The organism is Pseudomonas sp. S10E 269 (genome assembly GCF_002798465.1).
GTDB classification, from domain to species: Bacteria; Pseudomonadota; Gammaproteobacteria; order Pseudomonadales; family Pseudomonadaceae; genus Aquipseudomonas; species Aquipseudomonas pergaminensis.
Map to the genome: position 1 here is coordinate 2986635 of NZ_PHIJ01000001.1, position 21721 is coordinate 3008355.

The 21721-nt window shown below is 63.1% G+C and carries 18 protein-coding genes; 7 read left to right on the top strand and 11 right to left on the bottom strand.

The features are described from left to right. Positions 1–6: 6 nt before the first annotated feature. On the top strand, positions 7–522 hold the full coding sequence (locus CWC48_RS13860) for a single-stranded DNA-binding protein (protein ID WP_003232445.1): 516 nt from the start codon (positions 7–9) through the stop codon (positions 520–522). Between the two features lie 57 nt (positions 523–579). Here CWC48_RS13860 and CWC48_RS13865 read toward each other — a convergent pair whose 3' ends face one another. After that, a complete protein-coding gene (locus CWC48_RS13865; protein WP_100492028.1) occupies positions 580–1497 on the bottom strand; it encodes a LysR family transcriptional regulator in 918 nt (305 codons plus the stop codon). 101 nt (positions 1498–1598) lie between these two features. Between CWC48_RS13865 and tam the strand changes: the two genes are divergently transcribed. After that, a complete protein-coding gene (tam, locus tag CWC48_RS13870; protein WP_078050395.1) occupies positions 1599–2360 on the top strand; it encodes a trans-aconitate 2-methyltransferase in 762 nt (253 codons plus the stop codon). Between the two features lie 29 nt (positions 2361–2389). Here the strand turns inward: tam and CWC48_RS13875 are convergent, their stop codons facing one another. Next, entirely contained in the window at positions 2390–2941 is a 552-nt protein-coding gene (locus CWC48_RS13875; RefSeq protein WP_100492029.1) for a cysteine hydrolase family protein, read from the bottom strand. Between the two features lie 96 nt (positions 2942–3037). Between CWC48_RS13875 and CWC48_RS13880 the strand changes: the two genes are divergently transcribed. The 3 genes from CWC48_RS13880 (at position 3038) to CWC48_RS13890 (ending at position 6023) form a co-directional block, all read left to right on the top strand. Further along, a complete protein-coding gene (locus CWC48_RS13880) occupies positions 3038–3997 on the top strand; it encodes a GlxA family transcriptional regulator (RefSeq protein WP_100492030.1) in 960 nt (319 codons plus the stop codon). A 171-nt stretch (positions 3998–4168) separates the two neighbouring features. Next, positions 4169–5278 carry a DUF3182 family protein gene (locus CWC48_RS13885; RefSeq protein ID WP_099491112.1) on the top strand — a complete coding sequence of 370 codons (1110 nt, stop codon included), beginning with the start codon at positions 4169–4171 and terminating at the stop codon, positions 5276–5278. Continuing rightward, the gene (locus tag CWC48_RS13890) at positions 5268–6023 is read left to right on the top strand and encodes a S9 family peptidase (RefSeq protein ID WP_025857195.1); all 756 of its coding nucleotides are present in this window, start codon (positions 5268–5270) and stop codon (positions 6021–6023) included. The genes CWC48_RS13885 and CWC48_RS13890 overlap by 11 nt, the downstream gene beginning before the upstream one ends. A gap of 94 nt (positions 6024–6117) precedes the next feature. Here the strand turns inward: CWC48_RS13890 and CWC48_RS13895 are convergent, their stop codons facing one another. The 4 genes from CWC48_RS13895 to CWC48_RS13910 form a co-directional block, all read right to left on the bottom strand. Further along, positions 6118–7074 (bottom strand): lysylphosphatidylglycerol synthase domain-containing protein, encoded by a 957-nt coding sequence (locus CWC48_RS13895; protein WP_100492031.1) that lies wholly within the window; start codon positions 7072–7074, stop codon positions 6118–6120. After that, on the bottom strand, positions 7064–8326 hold the full coding sequence (clsB, locus tag CWC48_RS13900) for a cardiolipin synthase ClsB (protein ID WP_078050389.1): 1263 nt from the start codon (positions 8324–8326) through the stop codon (positions 7064–7066). The genes CWC48_RS13895 and clsB overlap by 11 nt, the downstream gene beginning before the upstream one ends. Beyond that, entirely contained in the window at positions 8323–9102 is a 780-nt protein-coding gene (locus CWC48_RS13905; RefSeq protein ID WP_078050388.1) for an endonuclease/exonuclease/phosphatase family protein, read from the bottom strand. Before CWC48_RS13905 ends, clsB begins: the two co-directional genes overlap by 4 nt. 209 nt (positions 9103–9311) lie before the next feature. After that, the gene (locus CWC48_RS13910; protein ID WP_100492032.1) at positions 9312–10514 is read right to left on the bottom strand and encodes an MFS transporter; all 1203 of its coding nucleotides are present in this window, start codon (positions 10512–10514) and stop codon (positions 9312–9314) included. A 176-nt stretch (positions 10515–10690) separates the two neighbouring features. On the opposite strand from CWC48_RS13910, the gene CWC48_RS13915 reads away from it, so the two are divergent. Continuing rightward, positions 10691–12796 carry a mechanosensitive ion channel family protein gene (locus tag CWC48_RS13915; protein ID WP_100492033.1) on the top strand — a complete coding sequence of 702 codons (2106 nt, stop codon included), beginning with the start codon at positions 10691–10693 and terminating at the stop codon, positions 12794–12796. Positions 12797–12909: 113 nt separating this feature from the next. Here the strand turns inward: CWC48_RS13915 and CWC48_RS13920 are convergent, their stop codons facing one another. After that, positions 12910–17169 (bottom strand): DEAD/DEAH box helicase, encoded by a 4260-nt coding sequence (locus CWC48_RS13920; protein ID WP_100492034.1) that lies wholly within the window; start codon positions 17167–17169, stop codon positions 12910–12912. 141 nt (positions 17170–17310) lie between these two features. On the opposite strand from CWC48_RS13920, the gene CWC48_RS13925 reads away from it, so the two are divergent. Beyond that, entirely contained in the window at positions 17311–18195 is an 885-nt protein-coding gene (locus CWC48_RS13925) for a sugar nucleotide-binding protein (RefSeq protein WP_078050384.1), read from the top strand. A gap of 169 nt (positions 18196–18364) precedes the next feature. Here the strand turns inward: CWC48_RS13925 and CWC48_RS13930 are convergent, their stop codons facing one another. The 4 genes from CWC48_RS13930 to CWC48_RS13945 all read right to left on the bottom strand — a co-directional run bounded on the left by CWC48_RS13930 (position 18365) and on the right by CWC48_RS13945 (position 21659). Beyond that, positions 18365–19063: an OmpW family protein gene (locus CWC48_RS13930; protein ID WP_016978527.1), complete on the bottom strand. Its 699-nt coding sequence runs from the start codon at positions 19061–19063 to the stop codon at positions 18365–18367. A gap of 94 nt (positions 19064–19157) precedes the next feature. Continuing rightward, a complete protein-coding gene (locus CWC48_RS13935) occupies positions 19158–19670 on the bottom strand; it encodes a DUF3299 domain-containing protein (RefSeq protein WP_078050383.1) in 513 nt (170 codons plus the stop codon). 11 nt (positions 19671–19681) lie between these two features. After that, on the bottom strand, positions 19682–20947 hold the full coding sequence (locus CWC48_RS13940) for an ABC transporter permease (RefSeq protein WP_078050382.1): 1266 nt from the start codon (positions 20945–20947) through the stop codon (positions 19682–19684). 1 nt (position 20948) lies between these two features. Further along, the gene (locus CWC48_RS13945) at positions 20949–21659 is read right to left on the bottom strand and encodes an ABC transporter ATP-binding protein (protein WP_100492035.1); all 711 of its coding nucleotides are present in this window, start codon (positions 21657–21659) and stop codon (positions 20949–20951) included. Positions 21660–21721: the final 62 nt, after the last annotated feature.

Here is a 21721-nt window from a genome sequence, read left to right on the forward strand (position 1 = left end):
AACGTTATGGCCCGTGGGGTTAACAAAGTCATATTGGTCGGTACATGCGGCCAGGATCCCGAAGTTCGCTACTTGCCTAACGGTAACGCCGTGACCAACCTGAGTCTGGCGACCAGCGAACAGTGGACCGACAAGCAGACCGGCCAGAAGGTCGAGAAAACCGAATGGCACCGTGTGTCGATGTTCGGCAAGGTCGCAGAGATCGCCGGTGAGTACCTGCGCAAAGGTTCGCAGGTGTACATCGAAGGCAAGCTGCAGACCCGCGAGTGGGAAAAAGACGGCATCAAGCGTTACACCACCGAAATCGTGGTCGACATGCAAGGCACCATGCAACTGCTGGGCGGCCGTCCACAGGGCGACCAACAGGGCCAGGGCGGCATGTCCAACTCGGCACCGCGTCCACAGCAGTCGCGTCCGCAGCCAAGCCAGCAGCCACAGCGTGAGTCGCGTCCAGCGCCACAGCAGGCCGCGCCGCAGCCAGCGCCGGATTTCGACAGCTTTGATGACGATATCCCGTTCTAAGGTTTAACACCCGGAACGCACAAAACCCCCGTTGGCTCAGGCCACGGGGGTTTTTTATTACCCGTGATCCGCTTCAGTCGACGCGGCGGTGACGACCATGTCCTTGAACCGTTGTAACACCGCCGAGCCATCCCCAATCCGCGTCGCCAAATGCAACGGCGCCACCAGGCTCCGGCACTCCGTCAACTCCCGATAAACAATGCCGTCACCGCGCAACCGCTGCATCGATGCCGGCACGATGGAGACCCCAAGCCCAGCCGCTACCAGGCTCAGTGTCGCGGTCATGCGCGGCGCTTCCTGAACCACCTGCGGGCTGAACCCGGCTTCGCGACAGGCCACCAGGATCGCGTCATACAACCCCAGGCCCACGCGACGGCGATACAGCACGAAGGACTCGGTCGCCAAGGCCGCCAAGGGCAGGGGGGATGCGGAGTCGCTTGCCAGCGGGTGGTCCGTCGGCAATGCCAGCAGCATAGGCTCCACCAGGATCGGTTCGTCCTGAAGCGACTGCGTCCCGCTGAGCGGAGAACGGATAAACGCCGCGTCGAGTTTCTCGTGCGCCAGCGCGTCCAGCAGTTCGCCGGTACCGGCTTCCTCCAACACCACGGTGACGCCGACAAAGGTTTCACGAAACAGCCGCAGCACGCTCGGCACGAAGGGATGCAGTGCCGCCGAACTGGTGAAGCCGATCGCCAACCGCCCGCGTTCACCGCGTGCCGCGCGGCGTACTACCTCTGCAATCCCTTCGGCTTGGGCGAGCATCTCCCGCGCTTCGTCCAGCAAGGCGAGCCCGGCATTCGTAGCGCGCACGCCACGGGGCAAGCGCTCCATCAACACCACGCCCAACTCGGCTTCGAGGCTTTGCAGCATTCGGGTCAACGGTGGCTGCTGCATGCCCAGGCGTTCGGCGGCACGGGTGATGTAGCCTTCTTCGGCGATGGCGACGAAGGCCTTGAGTTGGCGAAGCTCCAGCATAGGGATACTTTTCAGGTATGGGAGGGCTCCAATCCTGGCATTTGTTCTCATGGCTCTCAAAAATTAGGCTGTAGCCAACCTCAAAAAGAAGGAAAGCCGTGATGACCTGGTCAGCCAAGCAATACACGATGTTCGAACAGCAGCGCACCCGTCCCGTCCGTGATCTGGTCGCGGCTATTCCGAATACTGAGGTGCATACTGCCGTCGACCTGGGCTGCGGCCCCGGCAACTCCACCGAAGTACTGGCCGAGCGCTATCCACAGGCCCACGTCACCGGCATGGACAGCTCCGACGACATGCTGGTCGACGCCCGCAAACGGCTGCCGGCGCTGAATTTTGAACTGGCGGATATCGGGGCGTGGCACCCGACGCAAGCCTTCGATGTGATCCTGGCCAATGCGTCGCTGCAATGGCTGCCCGACCACGCAGCGTTGTATCCGCACCTGGTCCGCCAATTGACACCGGGCGGTACGCTGGCGGTGCAAACGCCGGACAACCTCGACGAGCCCGCCCACCGGCTGGCCCGCGAAGTCGCCGCTGATGGGCCTTGGTCTACCAAGATCGGCGCGGTCAAACACAATGAACGCCATGCGGCGGGTTACTACTACGAGCTGCTGAGTCAGCATTGCAGCAGTGTCGATGTGTGGCGTACCACGTATTTGCATCCGTTGGCGGATCACGCGGCGGTGGTGGAGTGGTTCAAGGCTTCGGCACTGAGGCCATTCCTCGCGCCTTTGGATGACAGCGAAAAAGCTGCCTTCCTACAGGAATACCAGGCGCGGATTACTCAGGCTTACCCAGCACTGGCCGATGGCACCGTGCTGTTGCCCTTTCCGCGCCTGTTCATCATCGCCACTGCGTAGGCCGTAACGACGCTATTGCCGGCAGCCTTCTACACGGGGGCGAGGAATTCATCGGTCGACACGACGGTTGCATAGCCGAACGCCAGTGATGCCATATAAGCGTCATGCACCTGCGCCGCCGGGATCACCTTGCCATTGAACTCCAGGTCTCGCGTGGCGCAGGCGTCATGGATCAGCGTGACTTTGTAGCCCAAGTCCGCTGCCGCCCGTACCACCGCGTCGATGCACATGTGACTCATGCTGCCGACCACCACCAGTTTCGTGATGCTGCGTTGTTCCAGCAGGGCGCGCAGGTTGGTCTCGCGAAACGCATTCACGAAGTGCTTGAGCACCACCGGCTCACTGCCCTCGTTCGACACCTTGCTATGCAGGTGCGCACCCTCGGAACCCGGTGTGAAGAACGGCGCATCCTCGGAGGTGAACTCATGACGCACGTGAATCACCGCATCGCCCGCCTGCCGGAATGCCTGCAACACCTGCGCGGCCTTATCTGCCGCGGCGTCCACGCCGGCGAGTGGCCACTTGCCCTGGGGGAAGTAGTCGTTCTGGATATCGATTAGGATGAGCGCTTGCTTGGCCATGTGTGTTGCCTCGTGATGGGTTGATGGGCTCAGTATCTTAGCTGGCGCCTGCACCTGGGATTGGCTGCACCGACAATAACAGGGGGAAAACTGACAATGGTCGTTGTTGAGCTGGGCGTGTTGATCTACCAAGGTGCGCAACTGGCGGCCGTGCATGGCCTGACCGACCTGTTCGGCGTAGCCAACCGCATTGCCGCCGAGCATCAATCCGCGCAGTTGCCGCTGCTGCGGGTCAGCCATTGGCAGGTGGACGCGACCGGCACACCGGTGCGCGCATTCAGCAGCCACCCCGGCCCGGATCAACCGATGATGGCCGTGCTGGTGCCGCCCTCGATTGGGGAGTTTACCGAAGACCAGGCGCCCCCTGCGTTACTGGAATGGCTTCGCCAGCAACACGCGGCGGGCACTGTGCTGGGTGGCGTGTGTATTGGCTCGATCATGCTGGCGCGCAGTGGATTGCTTGATGGCCGCAGCGCCACCACCCACTGGTCCTCCGCCAAATCCTTCGCAGCCCGCTTCCCGGCCGTACGCTTGGAGGCGGATAAGCCGAACGTCGATGACGGCGACCTGATCACCACCGCCGGCTTGATGGCCTGGTCCGAACTTGGCCTGCGCCTGGTCGACCGCCTGATGGGCCCCAGCATCGCGGCCGATACGGCGCGTTTCCTGGTGATCGAGCACAGTGACAGTGCCAGCCAGTGCGGCAGCAACTTTGCGCCGATTCTCGGCCACGGTGATGCAGCCATCCTCAAAGTTCAGCACTGGTTGCAGGCCAGCGGTGCAGTGGAGGTTTGCGTGGCGGCGATGGCCCAAGAGGCAGGCCTGGAAGAGCGTACGTTCCTGCGGCGTTTTCGCAATGCCACCGGTTTGAAACCCACCGAGTACTGCCAGCACCTGCGTGTGGGCAAGGCGCGGCAGATGCTTGAGTTCACCAATGGCACCATTGACCATATCGCCTGGACCGTGGGTTATCAGGACCCCAGCGCCTTCCGCGCCACCTTCAAGAAAATCACCGGCCTGGCGCCCAGCGATTACCGCAGCCGTTTTGGCGTCTGAATCGTGCAGAACGCCGCGACACCAACGCAACGTCGTGCAGAATGAGGCAGGCCAACTGCCATCGGTGTTCGGGCAACTGCTTGATTCGAAAACCATCTTCTGCGAAATAGCCTTGGCCTGATCCCTGCAACCTTCTCGGCACACACAGGGCGCGATAGCCAGGGGGGACGCATGACCCCAACTCAACGCAAGAAGCTGGTAGTGGCTCACTCCACACGCGAGGGCGCGCCGCTGCACGAGGTCGAAACCAACCGCGCCCTGGCGCGCTGGCTGGCACAGATACTCGGGCTCAAATTCGGCGGCAGCTACGACCCCGATCTGCATGCGGGGCGCGCGCTGTACCTGCTGCCCACGCAAACCCTGGTCGGCCCAGCGCAGGCGCGGGCGCTCAACATCAATGGCCCGGAGGATCTGTGGGGCGGGTACGTCGACCACGACTTCATCTGCACCAAAGCGATCAGCCATGGCTTGCTCGGCCCTGAGGCCAAGGCGCCGGAAGGCTGGTCGGCATTGTTTTGCGAGCGTGTGCGACCGGTGGTGCTGGATGGCTTGAGCGTGTTCGCCTTGGAGGACGCACGGCCCGCCGCCACCCGCCTGCTCTACAGTGGGCCCCTGCGTTTGAAACCCGTGCACGCCTGCGCGGGCCGTGGGCAGGAAGTTATCCACAGCCTTGATGAATTCGACGCCGTGCTGGCGCGACCCGACGCCGCAGAACTGTTCAACCAAGGCGTGGTGCTGGAGCAAGACCTGCACGACGTGATCACCCACAGTGTCGGCCAGAGCTTTATCGGCGAGCACGTGTTCAGCTACTGCGGCGAGCAATACCTGACGAAAGACGGGCAGGGCGAAGACGTCTATGGCGGCTCCAACCTGCTGGTGGTGCCCGGTGGCTACGAAAACCTGTTAACGCTCGACTTGCCCGGTGACGTACGCGAAGCCATCGAACAAGCCCAGGTTTTCGACAGTGCCGCCGATGAGGCCTACCCGGGTTTTTATGCCTCTCGGCGCAATTACGACATCGCACAAGGCCTGGACAGTAACGGCCAGCGGCGCAGTGGCGTGCTCGAACAATCCTGGCGCATGGGCGGGGCGAGCAGCGCGGAAGTCGCGGCGTTGCAGAGTTTTATCAATCATCCCGGCTTGCGCGCGATCCACGTGTCCTCGGTGGAAACCTACGTGGACCAACCCCTGCCGGCGGATGCTATCGAGGTGTATCGCGGGCCGGCGGAAAACAGCGAGTTTCTTCTCAAGTACGTGACGGTTAAATCTTATGACGGCTAGAAGCGAAAGCATTGCGATCGATATCGACGACGAACAGATGAGCGGCACCTTCCTGAGTCCCAAATCCAAAGTACCGGGGGTGCTGTTTGTGCACGGCTGGGGCGGCAGCCAGGAGCGCGACCTCGAACGCGCCAAAGGCATCGCCGGCCTTGGGTGCGTGTGCCTGACCTTCGACCTGCGTGGCCACGCCGGCACCGGCATTCCATTGTCCCGCGTCACCCGTGAGGACAACCTGCGTGACCTGCTGGCGGCCTACGACCGGTTGTTGTCCCACCCGGCCATCGACACCTCGGCGGTGGCGGTGGTGGGCACCAGCTACGGCGGGTACCTGGCCGCCATCCTCACCTCACTGCGCCCGGTGCGCTGGCTGGCGCTGCGCGTACCGGCGCTGTACCGCGACCAGGAATGGCTCAAGCCCAAGCGTGATCTGGATAAGGCCGATCTGATGGATTACCGCAGCACGCTGGTGCATGCCGAAACCAACCGCGCCTTGCACGCGTGCTCGGCGTTTACCGGAGATGTGCTGATCGTCGAGTCTGAAACCGATGATCATGTGCCCCATGCCACCATCATGAGTTACCGCGCGGCGTGCCAGCAGACGCACTCCCTGACCCATCGCATCATCGATGGCGCCGACCATTCTCTCAGCGATCCGGTGTCGCAGCAGGCCTATACCTCGATCCTGGTGGATTGGATCACCGAGATGGTGGTGGGTGAACGGTTGAGCATCATCCAGTCTCAGTAGGGGGTGTTCTTTAGATTGCTATCGCCGGCAAGCTGAACTGGCTCCTACAGGGGACGCATTCAAACTGTAGGCGCTGGCGTGCCAGCGATAGCGATCAAGCCGGTGTCTTCTTCACCCGCAACGCCTTGGCCTTCGCCTCCACCCCCAGGTACATCACCAGCGCAATCAGCAGCGGCACAATAAAATAGATCGCCCGGTACGCAATCAACCCGGCGAGCAAACTGCCCCGCGACGCCTCATGCTGCAGCAGTGCAATAAACACCGCCTCCAGCACGCCCAACCCGGCCGGGATATGGGTGAGCACCCCGGCAATCGCGCTGATCAACAGCACACCCAGTACCAACGGATAGTCGAGTTTCGCCGGCAGCAGGGTGAAGATCACCGCCGCCATCAGCGACCAGTTCAACGCGCCTAACAGCAACTGCAGGCACGCCATGCGCACCGACGGCAGGTTGATCTCCATGCCGCGAATGGTCCACGCGCGCTTCTTAGAAAACTGGCAGGCCACCAGGTAACCCAGGCTGGCCAGCACCAACAGCGCGCCGATGCCTTGCAACGCCGTGGTGCTGACTTTCCACCCCGGCGGCATGGTGACCAGCCCGCTGCTGAATACCACTCCGGCGATCGCCATATAGCCGAACCAGTTGGTGGCCAGGCTCAGTCCGAGGATCTTGGCGATATTGCCGGTGCTCACCCCCAGCCGCGAATACAGCCGGTAACGCATGGCGATACCGCCGACCCACGCGCTCAGGTTGAGGTTGAACGCGTAGCTGATGATGCCTACGGGTAGGATCTGCTTCCACACCAGGTTTTGGCGAATGTAGGTGCGACCGATCAGGTCGAAGCTGGCGTAGACCAGGAAACTGCACAGCGTCAGCGCGCTGGCGATCACCAAGGTGCGCACCTTGAAGTCGCTCAGGGTCTGCACCACCTCGCTCCAGTCGATGCGGCGTGCGAGCAGGGTGAACAGGACGATCAGCACCAGGAAGAAGGCGATGGTCAGCGGTTTTTTCCAACGCTTGAATCGCGAACCTTGGGTTTCAGACGTCATGGTGCTGGGCCTCAAACGGCTTGAGTCGCGGTTTGTGCGCCGGCAGCCAGCCCGTCAGCGCAGGGAAGTGGCGCATCACATGGAACACCAGGAAACCCACGGTCAAGCGCCACAGCCACAGGCGCGGCTTGCGGTTCTCGGGCATGGTCTGGCAATGGTTCTTGGCCAGGGTTTCCAGGCGTTCATACAACTGCTGATTGAACGCCCGGTCACGAATCAATACGTTGGCTTCCAGGTTCAATGCCAGGCTCAGCGGGTCGAGGTTGCTTGAGCCCACGGTGCTCCAGTCGTCATCCACCAGCGCCACCTTGCCGTGCAGCGGGCGCTGGCAATATTCGTGAATCACCACGCCATCCTTGAGCAGGTAGTCGTAGAGCATGCGTGCCGCCAGCTTGGCCAACAGCACGTCGGGCTGACCCTGCATGATCAGTTGTACCTGCACGCCACGGCGCGCGGCATTGCGGATTTCCCGCAGCAGGCGGTAGCCGGGGAAGAAATACGCGTTGGCGATCACCGCGCGTTTTTGCGCTTGGCTCAGTGCATGGATATAGGCTTCTTCGATGTCATCGCGGTGCTGCACATTGTCGCGATAAATCAGGCGCACCTGGCCGTCGCCTTTGTCGGTGGACCACAGCGCAGGCCGTTGCTGGCGCCGCCGCCAGCCCCGACGCGTGCGTGGCTGGCGGCCGCTTTGTGCCAGGGCGAAATGATGCAAGTCCGCCACCGCCGGGCCAATCACGCGTACCGCGTAATCCTGCTTGGCTTCGGGGCCGTAATCACCCAGGTGGTCGGCGGAAAAATTGATCCCGCCGATGAAGGCGACCTCGGCGTCCACCACCACGATCTTGCGGTGCAAGCGGCGAAACCAATTGGTGCGAATGCCCAGCGTCTTGGAGGCTGGGTCGAACATCTGCACGGCCACCCCAGCCTCGGCCAGCTCGCCGAGAAATGCCGGGCTCAGCTCGCCGCAACCAAAGCCATCCAGGCTCACCACCACTTTCACGCCGCGCTGCGCGGCCTCGATCAGAATGCCCTGCAGTTCATGGCCCACCTTGTCCTCGAAGAGGATGAAGGTCTCCAGCAGAATCTCGCGCCGGGCCTCGCGCAGGGCTTCGAAAACCTTGGGAAAGTACGCCTCGCCGTTCTCCAGCAACTCGACCTGGTTGCCGCTCTGCCAGCCGTAATCCAGGTCGCGGGCCTTGGCCTCGTCGGGCGGCTGATCGGTGGAAATATGCTCAATGGCCACGTTCATAGCTCGATCTCCACCGACAGCGGCACATGGTCGGACAGATGGGACCAGGGCCGCGTCGTCAGCACACGGGGGTTATGCACCTTCAAGTTTCGTACGTAGATGCGATCCAGCGGTAGCAACGGCAGGCGCGCTGGGAAGGTGCGCGCGGGTTTGCCCAGGGTTTGCACGAATACTTCCTTCAGGCCGCTCTGGCTCAAGTCGGCCTTCTGGCGCCAGTCATTGAAATCGCCAGCGACAATCAGCGGCGCGTCGGCCGGGATCTCGCTGATACGCTGCTCGATCAGACGCAATTGCTGTTGGCGATGCACCTCGCGCAAGCCCAGGTGAATACAGATCGCATGCACCTCCTGGCCGGTGCCCGGCAGGCGCAGCACGCAGTGCAACAGGCCACGGTTTTCATGGCCGCTTTGGGAAATATCCAGGTTGTCGTGGCGCACGATCTGGAATTTCGACAGCAGCGCATTGCCGTGGTCGCCGTGGGGGTAGACCGCATTGCGGCCATAAGCGAACTGCGGCCAGATGCTGTCGGCCAGGAACTCGTATTGCGGCATGTTCGGCCAGTCGCTGAAGCGCTGGGGGTGACGCTCGTGGGTGCCGTGGATTTCCTGCAGGAACACCATGTCGGCGCCCACGCTGCGCACCGCTTCCCGTAGCTCGGGCAGGATGAAACGTCGATTCAGGGCGGTGAAGCCCTTGTGGATATTGACCGTCAGCACCGTGAAGCGTGTGATGGCGACGCTGGGGGTGATGGGCACCCAGTCGGGTATCGCAGCCATGGTTGCTCCTGTGAAAGAAGGGGGGCCAGGCCCCCGTTTATGGCTGACTACGATTTTTGGCCGAAAGTTTCCCCCTTTCTACAGACGGCATTAACCAACTGTGGAGCGGGCTTGCCCGCGATTACGGTGTGTCAGTCGCTGAATGATTGACTGACCCACCGCATTCGCGGGCAAGCCCGCTCCCACATTGGTTCGATGGTGGGAGCGAGTCAGTGCCCGGCCACGACCCGGGGCGACGACTCGGCATGCACCGGCCCCAACCGATCAAGTCGGCCACTCCAGGCGGTCAGTGCCAATGCCACCAGCACCACCAGCCCACCGATCCAGGCGGTGTGAATCAGGCCCATATGCGCCACGATCAAGCCGCCGCCCCAGGCGCCTCCGGCGATCCCCAGGTTGAACGCGGCGATATTCAGCCCCGAGGCCACATCCACCGCTTGCGGCGTGTGATGCTCGGCCTGGCGCACCACATACACCTGCAGGCCCGGCACGTTACCGAAAGCGACCGCACCCCACACCAGCACGGTGGCCAGGGCCAGCCAGGGGTTGCCGGCGGTGAAGGTCAGCACGAACAATACGGCGGCGAGCAGGGCAAAGATGATTTTCAGCGCGCTGATCGGGCCGCGTTTATCCGCCAGCTTGCCGCCCCAGATGTTGCCGGCGGCCACCGATACGCCGTACACCAGCAGCACCAGGCTCACGGTGCTGGCGCTGAACCCGGAAATATCCTGAAGGATCGGCGCCAGGAAAGTGAACGCGATAAACGAGCCGCCGTAGCCGATGGCCGTCATGGCGTATACCAGCAGCAAGCGCGGTTGCTTGAGCACCTGCAGTTGTTGCAGCAAGGACGCGGGTTTGCTGTGGGCGATGTTGTTCGGCACGTAAATCAGGCTGCCGATAAACGCGATCACACCCAGCGCCGAAACGGCGAGGAAGGTTTCACGCCAGCCGAAATGCTGGCCGATAAACGTACCCAGCGGCACGCCGGTGACCAGCGCGACGGTCAGGCCGGTAAACATGATCGCAATCGCACTGGCGGCTTTTTCCTTGGGCACCAGGCTGGTGGCGATGGTCGAACCAATCGAGAAAAACACGCCGTGGGCCAGGCCGGTGACGATCCGCGCCAGCACCAGGGATTCATAGCTCGGCGCCTTCCAGGCCAGCAGGTTGCCGAGGGTGAACAGCACCATCAGCGACAGCAGCAGGAATTTGCGCGGCACCTTGCCGGAAAGGGCCGTGAGCACCGGCGCGCCGATGGCCACACCCAGAGCGTAGAGGCTGACCAGCAGGCCGGCGGAGGGCAGGTCGACGCCGAGGTCGGCGCCAATGGTGGGTAGCAAGCCAACGATGACGAACTCGGTCGTCCCGATGGCGAAAGCGCTGAGGGTCAGCGCGAGCAAGGCAATGGGCATGGCTGCAACTCCGGTGGGTTTCAATCAGGAGCGCAGTGTCGGGGGGCGGCTGTTGCTGAAAAAGCCAGGGATTGGCATTTGATATTTGCCTGCAAGTCAAAGATGCCGCAAAAGGGGAACGATCAAGGCTCAAACCCGTCAGTTCCTTACAGACCCTGTTGAAGGAGCCCGGTGTTTTGCTGAACCTAAAGACTGCATTACTGCTCGGCGCACTGCTGTTTTGCGGCAGCGGCGCACTGCAAGCCGCGGCCACCGCGCCTGAACCCGAAGCGCCGGCCAAGCCGGAGTTGTTGGTGGAGGGCGGGCTTCTCGGGGCGATCAGTTCCAGCATCGATGACGTGCAGCAGAAGCTGGACCTCAACCAGAACTTCATTGACGAATGGCGCCTGCGTGCAGACCGGGCCGCCAACGAAGTCGGGCGGCTGGTCAACCAAACCACTGAGCGCTCGCCGTGGAGCGTCGCCGGGGACTTTTTGTTGCTGTCCGGTGTGTGGATCGGTGCCTTTACGCTGTTGACGTTACTGGGGCGTGTGATTGTGCGGCGCCTGGGGCATCGCACGTTTTTCGAACGGCGCCACCGCCTCCACTCCGTGCTGGGCTACGTAGTGCCTTACACACTGCCGGCGCTGGTGTGCCTGCCGCTCACGTTGTATGTCAGCCATTTTCTGCCCACCTCCGTGGGGCGCGCGCTGGCGCTGTGTTTTGCCTACGCCACCAGCAGCGGCATCTTTTCCACCTCGATGCTGCTGTGCGTGATCGTCATGTTCAATGTCGGCCACAAGCGCCCGGCGGTGCAGATCATTCGCGACTACTGCCCCAAGCCGCTGTTCCTGATCGGCTTCCTCGCCGCCCTCAGCGACGCCTTGACCAGCCCGCAGATCGCACGCCAATTGGGCGGCAATATCACCAGCAGCATCGCGGTCTTCACCGGCCTGTTTGCGACGGTGATCTTCGGTGTGCTGGTGGTTCGCCTGCGCCGCCCGGTCGCCCACTTGATCCGCAACCGGCCATTGGCCCAGCGCCTCAAACACCCGGCCTTGCAGCAATCACTGCGCATCTTTTCGGGGCTGTGGTACTGGCCGATCCTGCTGATGGTGCTGGTCTCGGCGATCAACCTGATCGGGGCCGGCGACGACAACCAGAAGGTGCTGCGCTGTGCGTTGTTCACGACGATCTTGCTGATCGGCACGGTATTCCTCAGCACGGTACTGCAACACCTGTTCAAATCCCGCAGCCAAGTAGCGATCCAGCGCAGCAGTGCCTACAAAGAGCGCTTCCTCAGTCTGCTGCATGCGCTGTTGCGCATCGTAATGGCGGTGGCATTTATCGAGGTTCTCGGGCGCATCTGGGGCGTGTCGTTGTTTGAATTCGCCGAGCGCAACTCGATTGGCCGCGCGATCAGTGACTCGCTCAGCAGCATCGGCCTGATCCTGCTGATGACCTGGCTGTTCTGGGTGGTGCTCGACACGGCCATCCAGGAAGCGTTGAAACCACCGGTCAACAAACGCTCCAGCCGCCAGCCCAGCACGCGGGTCAAGACCATCCTGCCGCTGCTGCGCAATGCGGTGAAAATCATCCTGGTGGTGATTTGCGCGATCACCACCATGGCCAACCTGGGTATCAACGTTGCGCCGCTGCTGGCAGGTGCCGGGGTGGTCGGCCTGGCCATCGGTTTCGGTTCGCAGCAACTGGTGCAGGACGTGATCACCGGCCTGTTCATCATCATCGAAGACACCCTGTCCATTGGCGACTGGGTGGTGCTCGACTCCGGCCACGCCGGCACGGTCGAAGGCCTGACCATCCGCACCTTGCGCCTGCGCGACGGCAAGGGCTTTGTGCACTCGGTGCCGTTCGGGCAAATCAAGGCGGTCACCAACCAGTCGCGACAATTCGCCTACGCGTTCTTCTCGGTGCAGTTCACCTACGACACGGACGTGGACAAGGCCGTAGAGTTGATCCGCGAAGCAGGGCAATCGATCCGCGATGACGTGTTCCTCAAGTACAACCTGCAAGGGCCGCTGGAGGTGTTTGGCGTCGACAAAATGGACCTTAACGGCGTGGTGCTCACTGCGCAGTTCCGCACCGTGTCGGGCGGGCAATATGCGGTAAGTCGTGCGTTTAACCAGCGGTTGAAAAAGCTTGTGGATAACTGTGATGAGGTGCACTTCGCGCAGACTTATCCACAGCAGGTGCTGTTGCCCAAGCGTACGCCGCAGGTGGATGAGCCGGATGAGGAAGTACCGACGTCGGTGGTGTTGACGGAGCAGCCCAGGCCTCAATAAGTGATGTTGACGGTTGAGCCCTCATCGCGGGCAAGCCAGCTCCCACACTTGGAATGCACGCCCATGTGGGAGCCGGGCCTGCCCGCGATGAGGGCAGCAGGGTCAATACAGGCTCAATGCCGGATCAATTTTTCCTGAATCACCTGCTGATCCCCCTCCAGCAACACCTGCTGCTTACCCGCGACCATCACCGCTGCCGGCAACCCGTCCCGGTACACAACTCGATTGCCACTCACTGCCGGCACTTTGCTGCCTGGCAACAGCGTGCCCACCAGGTTCAACGGATCAGCGCCACACACCGCTATCAAACTCCCATCATGGGGCCGACGCCGCACTTCACGCAGCAATGGAATCGCCTCCGGCAACGCAAATTGCTCTCCCGCCAAGCCACTCACAAACCGTCCGCCACGAATCTCCCCGCGCGCTTCCAGGCGGTGAAAGGTGCGCAGCAATTCGCGCCAACTCGGCAGCCATTCCGCCTCGCGCTCCAGCAGGCGCCAGAACACCACGCCATAGCGGCGCAGCAGGGTCATCGCCACATGCTCCAGGGTTTCGGCCGAGTGCGGGCCGGCGGCAGTCGACGGGCGCCGGACCAGCGCCCAGCGACCCGCATCGTCCATACCGCCCACAAACGCCCCGCGCCCACGCCGGCTGCTGCGTGCCTGGCGTTTACTGGCGGGGGTGGTCAGGGCGCGCAGGCCGGCGAAGCTGTCGGCGTTCACCAACCCGGCGCCTACCAGTTCCTGCAAGGCGGTTTCCAGTTCACTGCGCAGCAAGTGGGCTTCGTGCACCAGTTCATCAAAAAACAGCGCGCCGTGATCGCGCAGTGCCTGGTGCACCTTTTGCGCCTTGGGCGACAGCGTGGTGGCGTCAGTGAGTTCGGTGAGGCCGCTCCACAGCCCCACTTGGCTGCGTGGCAGCAACACCACCGGCGTGCTGCGCAACGCGATGGCGCTGGTCTTGTTGCTCAAGCGCGTCCACACCAGCTTGCCGCTGCGGCACAGCTCGTCAAGCCAGGTGGCGGAATAGTCCTTGAGGCGCGCACTGAGCAGGTCGCTGTCCCAGGCGGACGTGGCAGCGGCATAGCCTTCAAACTGCCCGACGATCTGCGGCAACATCGCGCTGCCCTGTCCACGGGTGCTGTCGGACACGTGCTGCCAATCGAATAGAAAACGCATGAAGTCCTGCAACGCCACCGGCTCGATTTCCCGGCGCAGGCGCTTGACCGTGTAGCGATGGATGCGCGCCAGCAGGTGGCGTTCGCACCATTGCTCCTGGGTGGCGCCAGGGCTGAAATGCCCGCGCAGCACGTAGCCTTCCTGCTCCAGGCGGGCGAGCGCCTGGGTCACATCCGCCACCGGCAAGGCCAGGGGCGCGGCGATCTCGATCAGGCTCAGCGGGCCGAACCCACCGAGGCGCGCGCGCAGTACTTCGGTCACGGCCTCCTCAACGGTCCAGGGCTCATCGAAACCGGGCAGCAACGGCACATCGCCGGGGTAGATTGTCTGCACACAACTCAGGCGTTCAACCGCGACCCACAGGCTGGTGTGCAAGTGAGTGTGCAGTTGATAGGCGCGACCACGCTTGGCCAACGCCTGCAGCCACTGCGCCCATTGCGGGGTGACTTCGTTGCTGGCGATGCACGCCAGGCTCATCAGCGCCTCATGCATTTCATCCAGCCCGTTGGGTGCCGGCCACGCTTCCTCGCGCACGCCAGCGATGGCCTCCGCATCCAGGGCGCCGAGGTCGTCGGTGCTCTGCGGGTCGCTCCAGCGCCGGTTGAGCACGGCCTGGGTCCGCCGTTCTTCCAGCGGCGCATCGTCGAGAAAGGTGTAGGGCCGCGCGCTGAGAATTTCTGCAGCCATGGGGGAGGGCGCTGGCAGGTCGCGGCTGATCAGGCGCACGTCGCCGCGCTCCATGCGCCGCAGCAGGGCCAGCCAGGCGTCGCTGTCCATGGCTTCGTGCAGGCAGTCATCGAGGGTTTGCTCCACCAATGGATGCTCGGGCACTTCGCGCTCGCCAGCGAGGTTTTCCAGGCAGGCGATCTGGTCGGGGAACACGCTGGCGATCAGGTCTTCGCTTTTCATGCGCTGGATCTGCGGCGCAACCTTGCGTCCACCGGTGTAGCGCGGCAATGCCAGCGCCACACCGGCATTCCAGCGCCAACGCACGCCGAACAGCGGCGCATCCAGCACAGCCTGGATCAGGATGTGTTCGGCGCTGTGGCTATTGAGGTAACGCCACACCTCATCCAGCTCGAAACTGTGGCTGGTGGACAGTGACAGCACGATTGCATTCTCGCTGGCGGCCGCCTGCAATTCGAAATTGAACGTACGGCAGAATCGCTTGCGCAGGGCCAGGCCCCAGGCGCGGTTGACGCGACTGCCGAACGGCGTGTGGATGATCAACTGAGTGCCGCCGGACGCGTCGAAAAACCGCTCCATGATCAACGTGTCCTGGGACGGCAACGCACCCAGGGCCAAGCGCGTGCGCGCCAGGTAATCGAGGATCTGCTCGGCGCTGGCGCGGTTCAGGCCGAGGGTGCCGGTGAGCCAGTCCTGTGCGGCGTGCAGCTCGCCGGGCGTAGCGCTGAGCAACGCGTCCAGTTGGCCCTGGAGGCGCGCCACCGCCGCCGACAGTTCGTTGCTGCGCCCCGGCGCTTCACCGAGCCAGAAGGGGATGGTCGGCGGCTGGCCATGGGCGTCCTCGACCCGCACTTTGCCGGCGTCGACCCGCAGAATTCTGTAGGACGTGTTACCGAGCTGGAAGATATCCCCGGCGATGCTTTCCACCGCGAAGTCTTCGTTGACGCTGCCGATGTTCAAGCTCTGGGGTTCGAGCAATACGCTGTAGTCAGCGTTGTCAGGGATGGTGCCGCCACTGGTCACGGCGGTCAGCTTGGCGCCCCGCCGGCCGCGCAGGGTGCGCGCCAGCGCGTCGCGGTGCAGGTAGGCGCTGCGGATACCCTGGCGCCCGTTGTAGCCCTCGGCGAGCATCTGCAGCAGCGCCTGGTAGTGGCGTTCATCCAGCGTGGCGTAAGGTGCGGCGCGGTGGATGAGGTCCAGCAACGCCTGCTCGGACCATTCCTGGGCGCTGACCTCAGCGATGATTTGTTGGGCCAGTACATCCAGGGGCGCCACGGGAATGTGCAGCGTGTCGAGTTCGCCGCGGCGCACGCAGTCGAGCAGGGCGGCGCATTCGATCAGGTCGTCGCGGGTGGTGGCGAACAGGCGTCCCTTGGGCGTGCCGCCCACCTGGTGCCCGGAGCGGCCGACTCTTTGCAGAAAACCGTTGATGGAGCCGGGCGAGCCAATCTGGCAGACCAGGTCCACATCGCCGATATCAATCCCCAATTCCAGGGACGCGGTGGCGATCAGCACTTGCAGCTCGCCGCCCTTGAGGCGCTGCTCGGCGTCCAGGCGCATTTCCTTGGCCAGGCTGCCGTGGTGGGCGGCTACCGCGGTTTTGCCCAGGCGCTCGCTCAAATGCCGGGCCAGGCGTTCGGCCAGGCGCCGGGTGTTGACGAACACCAGCGTGGTGCGGTGCTCGCGCGCCAGTTCGGCGAGGCGGTCGTAGACCAGCTCCCACACATCGTTGGCCATCACCGCCGAGAGCGGCACGGGGGGCACTTCGATATCCAGATCGCGTGGGCGGGCGTGGCCAATATCCACAATCGCGCATGCCCGGCCACTGCCCACCAGGAATCGCGACACCGCGTCGATGGGCTTTTGCGTGGCCGACAAGCCGATGCGCATCAGCGGCCCGGCACACAGGCCTTGCAGGCGTTCCAGGCTCAAGGCCAGGTGGCTGCCCCGTTTGCCGGCGGCGATGGCGTGGATTTCATCGACGATCACCGTGCGCGTGCTGGCGAGCATCTGGCGACCGGAGTCCGAGCCCAGCAGCACATAGAGCGATTCCGGGGTGGTCACCAGGATATGCGGCGGGCGCTTGCGCATCTGCGCGCGGTCTTTTTGCGGGGTGTCGCCGGTGCGCACGGCGGTGCGGATGACCAGCGGCGGCAGGCCGAGGTTCTGCAGGTGCTCAGTAATCCCCGCGAGGGGGTTTTGCAGGTTGATCTGGATGTCGTTGGACAGCGCCTTGAGCGGCGACACGTAGACCACCAGGGTTTCATCCGGCAACTCACCACCGTGGGCCAGGCCTTGGTGGACCAGGTCATCCAGTACCGCCAGGAACGCCGTGAGGGTCTTGCCAGAGCCAGTGGGCGCGGCGATCAGGGTCGATTGGCGCTGGCGGATCAGCGGCCACGCCTGTGCCTGGGCGCCTGTCACCGAAGGGAACGTGCTGCGGAACCAGGTGCTGACAGCGGGGTGGAAGCCGTCCAGGACCGTGTCCGTGGATTCAGGTAGGTTCATGCCTTACGTTATGCGGCCGGCTACAACAAGTTGCAACCCCGCACTTTATCCGTGACGGTTGCGCTACAAACCCGCAAAATGCAACGATTCTGACAAATACCTAATAACCTTCGTTCCACACAGACCGGGCCTGCTCAATCTATGCGAATGCGCCTTATGTTACTGGGCGGCGGGAATGCCCTCGGGCAGGCGCTGATTCGCCTCGGTGCAGAGGAAGACATCGGTTTCCTCGCCCCCAAACCGCCCAAAGACGGCTGGGATGCCGCGAGCCTTACCCAACTGCTCGACGACACCCGTCCCGATGCGTTGATCAACCTCGCCTACTATTTCGACTGGTTCCAGGCGGAAGTGGTCAGCGAAACCCGCCTGGCCGCCCAGGAGTTTGCCATCGAACGCCTGGCCGAACTGTGCCAGCACCACAACATCACCTTGCTGCAACCGTCCAGCTACCGCGTGTTCGATGGCTCCCGCGCCACCGCCTACAGCGAAAAGGACGAGCCGGTGCCCCTGGGCCTGCGCGGCCAGGCGTTGTGGCGAATCGAACAGAGCGTACGCGCTACCTGCCCGCAACATGTATTGCTGCGGTTCGGCTGGCTGCTGGATGACAGTGTCGACGGCACCCTCGGGCGCTTTTTGGCGCGGGCCGAGAAGCCGGATGAATTGCTGATGGCCGACGACCGTCGCGGCAACCCGACACCGGTGGACGATGCGGCGCGGGTGATCATCTCGGTGCTCAAGCAACTTGATTGCGCCGCGCCGCTGTGGGGCACGTACCACTACGCCGGCCACGAGGCGACCACGCCGTTGGCGCTGGGCCAGGCGATCCTCACCGAAGCGCGCAACTTTCACCCGCTGGCGATCGAATCCCCCACCGCCCAGGCCCACGCGGCAAGGCCGGATGCCAGTGAAGAGCCGCAACACGCGGTGCTCGCCTGCAAGAAAATCCTCCACACTTTCGGCATCAAGCCACGGGCGTGGCGGGCGGGGCTGCCGGCGTTGCTGGATCGGTTCTACCGCCACGGCTGATCGGGCGCACAAAACCAATGTGGGAGCCGGCTTGTGTGGGCGCCGGGCTTGCCCGCGATGCAGTCGCCTCGGTCTACCCATTGCACCGAGGCGTTGCTATCGCAGGCAAGCCAGCTCCCACACAAGCCGGCTCCCACATGTTTGGTTGGCCGCGTTTATTGGCGCCTAGTTAGAACTTGTAGCCAATACCCACCATGTAGACCATCGGGTCCACGTCCACATTGACCTTGGCGCGAGTGCCCGGTGCCACGCCGTTGTTTTCCACGGTGGCCTTGGTGCTGATGTCGATGTAGCGCGCCTGGGCGTTGATCATCCATTTGTCGTTGATCATGTAGTCCGCGCCGATCTGCGCGGCCCAGCCCCAGGAGTTTTCAGCCTTGAAGTTGCTGAAGCCTGCACCTTGGGCACGGCTGCCGACGTGTTCGTCGTAGATCCAGGTGTAGTTGATACCGGCGCCCACGTACGGTTGGAAGGCCGACTTGTTGTCCAGCGGGTAGTACACGACGCTCAGGGTCGGCGGCAGGTGTTTCAGCGTGCCGAGCTTGCCGTTGGCCGGGCTCAGTGCAGTGCCCTTGATCTTCACATCATGTTCGAAGGGCGTGGCGGCCAGCAGTTCAATACCGACGTGGTTGGTCAGCATGTAGGCGAAGTTCAAGCCCAGCTGGGTGTCGCTGCTCATGGTCGCCTTGCCGCCCAGGTTGGTGCCGGCCAGTGGGCCCTGGTCAACTTTGACGTGGCCGCTGTCTGCCTTCGGGTTCACGGTGATTGCACCGGCGCGCACCAGAATGTCGCCCGCTTCGTGAGCGTGTGCAACGGGGGCTACGAGGGCGAGCGCGAAGAGGGACGCGCCGAGCAGAGACTTGTTCATGGGAGCTCCAAAGGACGTTTAAAAGTTGTAGGTCCAATGGTAAAGATCGTTCCGCCCGGTCTTTTGACTCAGCTCAATGAAAGGTCGATCAGCGTCATTCCGGCAATTCGTACATGTAAATTTTCTCGGCCTCCATCTGGTAACCGGCGTCGGCCAACTCGCTGGTGGACGGTTTGACCTGCATCGCGCCTTCGATCCAGTACGGCTGGTACAACTCATCGAGCTTCACGCCGATTTCGCTTTTGACATGCACGATCTGGTTCGACGGTGGCGGCGGCACGTGGATGCACGCGCCGAAATACGGCACCAGTAGAAACTCGGTGGTGCGGCCTTCTTCGCTGACTTCCAGCGGCACGATGTACCCCGGCAAACGTATGTGTTGGCCATCGAGGCCCTGCACCACCGGCGCATTGGGCAGGTCCTGCTTGGCCGCGGGCGCCGATTCCAGGGCATCCGCCATGCTGGAGAGATTGTGCAGTGGTTGCATGTTCGGCACTTCTGGCGGGGCATCCGGCGGTATCAGTTCCGACCACGTCAGTTCTTTAGGCTCGGCAGCCCAGGCGGGCAGGGCAAGCAGCAGCAACAGTGCAAACAGGGCGCGACGCATCAAGGCCTTCCTCATAAACGTATGGACAGGCCGTCGGCCAGGGATTGTCGATAGGCGCGCCACGCGGGCACGCTGCCCATCAACAGCGCGGCCGCCAGGATACCGGCGAGCAGCGTCCATTCATATTCGCTCGGCCACGACATCGGCAGGTCCAGGCCGTAGTTGGCCTGCAGGTACCCGCGCGACGCGGCGATGCACACATACAGCAACCCCACGCCGGCGATCACCCCGGACAGCGCCAGGGCGAAGGCTTCAAAGATCAGCAGCGTCGCGATGTGCCACGGCCGTGCGCCCACCGAACGCAGGATCGCCATCTCGCGACGGCGTTCGTTGAGGCTGGTGAGGATCGCTGTGAGCATGCCGATCAAGCCGGTGAGCACCACGAACAGTGAGATCACGAACAGCGCTTTTTCGGCGGTGCCCATCATGCTCCACAGCTCTTGCAGCGCCACGCCGGGCAGGATCGCCAGCATCGGCTCGCCACGGAATTCGTTGATCTCCCGCTGCAGGGCGAAGGTGGAAATCTTGTTGTTCAGGCCGAGCATGAACGCGGTGATGGCCTGTGGGGTGAGGTCCATGTTGCGAGCCTGGTCGGCGCTGATGCGGCCTTTGCCTTGGGCCGGCACGCCGTTGTGCCAGTCGATATGGATCGCTTCCATGCCGCCGAGGCTGATGTGCAGCGTACGGTCCACCGGCGTGCCGGTGCGTTTGAGGATACCGACCACGGTGAAGGGTTTGTCATCGTGTTTCACCAGGCTGACCACTGCCACGCCATGGGCCAGCACCAGTTTGTCGCCGAGTTTGTAATGCAATGCGTCAGCGACTTCTGCACCGAGCACCACTTCGAACGGGTCAGTGGCGAAGGCGCGGCCGCTGGCCAGTTCGAGGTTCTGCTTGCGGCCGTATTGGTAGTGCTCGAAGTAGGATTCGTTGGTGCCCATCACACGGTAGCCGCGATGGGAGTCGCCGAGGGAAATCGGGATCGCCCATTTCACCTGGGGGCTGGCGGCGAAGTGTTCGAAGCTGTCCCAGCGGATGTTGTTGGTGGCGTTGCCGATGCGGAACACCGAGTACAGCAGCAGGTTCACCGAACCCGAGCGGGCGCCGACGATCAGGTCGGTGCCGCTGATGGTGCTGGCGAAACTGTTGCGCGCCTCAACGCGCACGCGCTCCACGGCGAGCAACAAGCAGACTGAAAGCGCGATGGCGAAGGCGGTGAGGATCGCGGTAAAGCGGCGGTTAGCCAGGCTGGCCATGGCTAGACGGAACAGATACATCTCAAACCTCTGCGGGCGTGGCGGCGCGATTGAGTTCGGCCAGCGACAGGTTGCGGTCGAACAGCGAAGCCAAGCTCTGGTCATGGCTGACAAACAGCAGGCTGGCGCCGGCTTCGCGGCATTCGGCGAACAGCAGTTGCAGGAAGGCTTCGCGGGCGTCGTAGTCCAAAGCCGAGGTGGGTTCGTCGGCGATCACCAGCTCCGGTTGGCCGATCAACGCACGGGCAGCAGCCACCCGTTGCTGCTGGCCGATGGACAGCGAGTCGGCGCGGCGTTCCTGCAGGTCTTTGTCCTTCAAGCCCAGGTGCGCCAGTAACGCCGCAGCGGCCTGGTCGACACTGCCGTGGCGCTGCTTTGCGCGTTGCGCACGCAGTTTGGAGAAATGGCAAGGCAACTCGACGTTCTCACGCACCGACAGGAACGGCAGCAGGTTGAACTGCTGGAAGATATAGCCGGTGTGGTCGACCCGGAAACGGTCGCGCGCACCGGCCGAGAGGTCGGTCAGCTCCTGGCCGAGCAGGCGGATGCTGCCCCGGCTGGGCTTCTGCACACCGCCGAGCAGGCCTAGCAGCGTAGTTTTGCCACTGCCGCTCGGGCCCTTGAGGAACAGGGTTTCCCCCGCTTCCAGACGGAACGCGGGGATGTCCAGCAACTGTGGGTGACCGGGCCAGTTGAAGCCCAGGTCAGACAGTTCGATCAACGCTTGAGTCATGAGAAATCAATATCGCCTGCGGCTAGAAAAGGGCACCAATCACTGTAGGAGCCGGCTTGCCG

Coding starts and splice junctions, on each gene's coding strand:
- CWC48_RS13885 (WP_099491112.1), top strand. CDS start 4,169: ATGACCCCAACTCAACGCAAGAAGCTGGTAGTGGCTCACTCCACACGC.
- CWC48_RS13905 (WP_078050388.1), bottom strand. CDS start 9,102: ATGGCTGCGATACCCGACTGGGTGCCCATCACCCCCAGCGTCGCCATC.
- CWC48_RS13865 (WP_100492028.1), bottom strand. CDS start 1,497: ATGCTGGAGCTTCGCCAACTCAAGGCCTTCGTCGCCATCGCCGAAGAA.
- CWC48_RS13940 (WP_078050382.1), bottom strand. CDS start 20,947: ATGTATCTGTTCCGTCTAGCCATGGCCAGCCTGGCTAACCGCCGCTTT.
- CWC48_RS13880 (WP_100492030.1), top strand. CDS start 3,038: ATGGTCGTTGTTGAGCTGGGCGTGTTGATCTACCAAGGTGCGCAACTG.
- CWC48_RS13945 (WP_100492035.1), bottom strand. CDS start 21,659: ATGACTCAAGCGTTGATCGAACTGTCTGACCTGGGCTTCAACTGGCCC.
- CWC48_RS13890 (WP_025857195.1), top strand. CDS start 5,268: ATGACGGCTAGAAGCGAAAGCATTGCGATCGATATCGACGACGAACAG.
- CWC48_RS13860 (WP_003232445.1), top strand. CDS start 7: ATGGCCCGTGGGGTTAACAAAGTCATATTGGTCGGTACATGCGGCCAG.
- clsB (WP_078050389.1), bottom strand. CDS start 8,326: ATGAACGTGGCCATTGAGCATATTTCCACCGATCAGCCGCCCGACGAG.
- CWC48_RS13930 (WP_016978527.1), bottom strand. CDS start 19,063: ATGAACAAGTCTCTGCTCGGCGCGTCCCTCTTCGCGCTCGCCCTCGTA.
- CWC48_RS13925 (WP_078050384.1), top strand. CDS start 17,311: ATGCGAATGCGCCTTATGTTACTGGGCGGCGGGAATGCCCTCGGGCAG.
- tam (WP_078050395.1), top strand. CDS start 1,599: ATGACCTGGTCAGCCAAGCAATACACGATGTTCGAACAGCAGCGCACC.
- CWC48_RS13935 (WP_078050383.1), bottom strand. CDS start 19,670: ATGCGTCGCGCCCTGTTTGCACTGTTGCTGCTGCTTGCCCTGCCCGCC.
- CWC48_RS13875 (WP_100492029.1), bottom strand. CDS start 2,941: ATGGCCAAGCAAGCGCTCATCCTAATCGATATCCAGAACGACTACTTC.
- CWC48_RS13910 (WP_100492032.1), bottom strand. CDS start 10,514: ATGCCCATTGCCTTGCTCGCGCTGACCCTCAGCGCTTTCGCCATCGGG.
- CWC48_RS13895 (WP_100492031.1), bottom strand. CDS start 7,074: ATGACGTCTGAAACCCAAGGTTCGCGATTCAAGCGTTGGAAAAAACCG.
- CWC48_RS13920 (WP_100492034.1), bottom strand. CDS start 17,169: ATGAACCTACCTGAATCCACGGACACGGTCCTGGACGGCTTCCACCCC.